Source organism: Haemophilus haemolyticus (genome assembly GCF_003493605.1).
GTDB lineage: Bacteria > Pseudomonadota > Gammaproteobacteria > Enterobacterales > Pasteurellaceae > Haemophilus > Haemophilus haemolyticus_J.
Window position 1 is genome coordinate 1 of record NZ_QQKA01000021.1, and the last position, 1324, is coordinate 1324.

At 47.3% G+C, this 1324-nt stretch carries 1 rRNA gene; it reads left to right on the forward strand.

From position 1 onward, the window contains the following. Positions 1-160 precede the first annotated feature (160 nt). Positions 161-1324: ribosomal RNA gene (locus DV424_RS08810) — 23S ribosomal RNA — on the forward strand; the annotation flags it as partial.

Genomic DNA, 1324 nt, shown 5'->3' on the forward strand with positions numbered 1-1324 from the left:
AAAGAGGGAACTGAGAAGGAAACTCTGAAAGCAAACCTATTTTGCATAAAATCTTGATTGAACAAAAGCAATCAAGTGTTTAGTTGAATGAACATACGCATCAAATTGACCGCACTTTGAAGTGAAAACTTAAAGTGATTGAAAACATTTGAGGTTGTATAGTTAAGTGACTAAGCGTACAAGGTGGATGCCTTGGCAATCAGAGGCGAAGAAGGACGTGCTAATCTGCGAAAAGCTTGGATGAGTCGATAAGAGGCGTTTAATCCAAGATATCCGAATGGGGAAACCCAGTAGATGAAGAATCTACTATCAACAAGTGAATTCATAGCTTGTTGAGGCAAACCGGGAGAACTGAAACATCTAAGTACCCCGAGGAAAAGAAATCAACCGAGATTTCGTCAGTAGCGGCGAGCGAAAGCGAAAGAGCCTGTTAATGATAGCAGTAGAGATAGAGGAATAAGCTGGGAAGCTTAGCGACACAGGGTGATAGCCCCGTACTCGACATCCAGGCTGTGGTACTAAGTTAACGAGAAGTAGGGCGGGACACGTGATATCCTGTTTGAAGAAGGGGGGACCATCCTCCAAGGCTAAATACTCCTGATTGACCGATAGTGAACCAGTACTGTGAAGGAAAGGCGAAAAGAACCCCGGTGAGGGGAGTGAAATAGAACCTGAAACCTTGTACGTACAAGCAGTGGGAGCCTGAAAGGGTGACTGCGTACCTTTTGTATAATGGGTCAGCGACTTATATTTTGTAGCGAGGTTAACCGAATAGGGGAGCCGAAGGGAAACCGAGTCTTAACTGGGCGAATAGTTGCAAGGTATAGACCCGAAACCCGGTGATCTAGCCATGGGCAGGTTGAAGGTTGGGTAACACTAACTGGAGGACCGAACCGACTAATGTTGAAAAATTAGCGGATGACTTGTGGCTGGGGGTGAAAGGCCAATCAAACCGGGAGATAGCTGGTTCTCCCCGAAATCTATTTAGGTAGAGCCTTGAGCGGACACCTTTGGGGGTAGAGCACTGTTTCGGCTAGGGGTCCATCCCGGATTACCAACCCGATGCAAACTACGAATACCAAAGAGTGATACTCAGGAGACACACGGCGGGTGCTAACGTCCGTCGTGGAGAGGGAAACAACCCAGACCGCCAGCTAAGGTCCCAAAGTCTATATTAAGTGGGAAACGAAGTGGGAAGGCTTAGACAGCTAGGATGTTGGCTTAGAAGCAGCCATCATTTAAAGAAAGCGTAATAGCTCACTAGTCGAGTCGGCCTGCGCGGAAGATGTAACGGGGCTGAAATATAGCACCGAAGCTGCGGCAT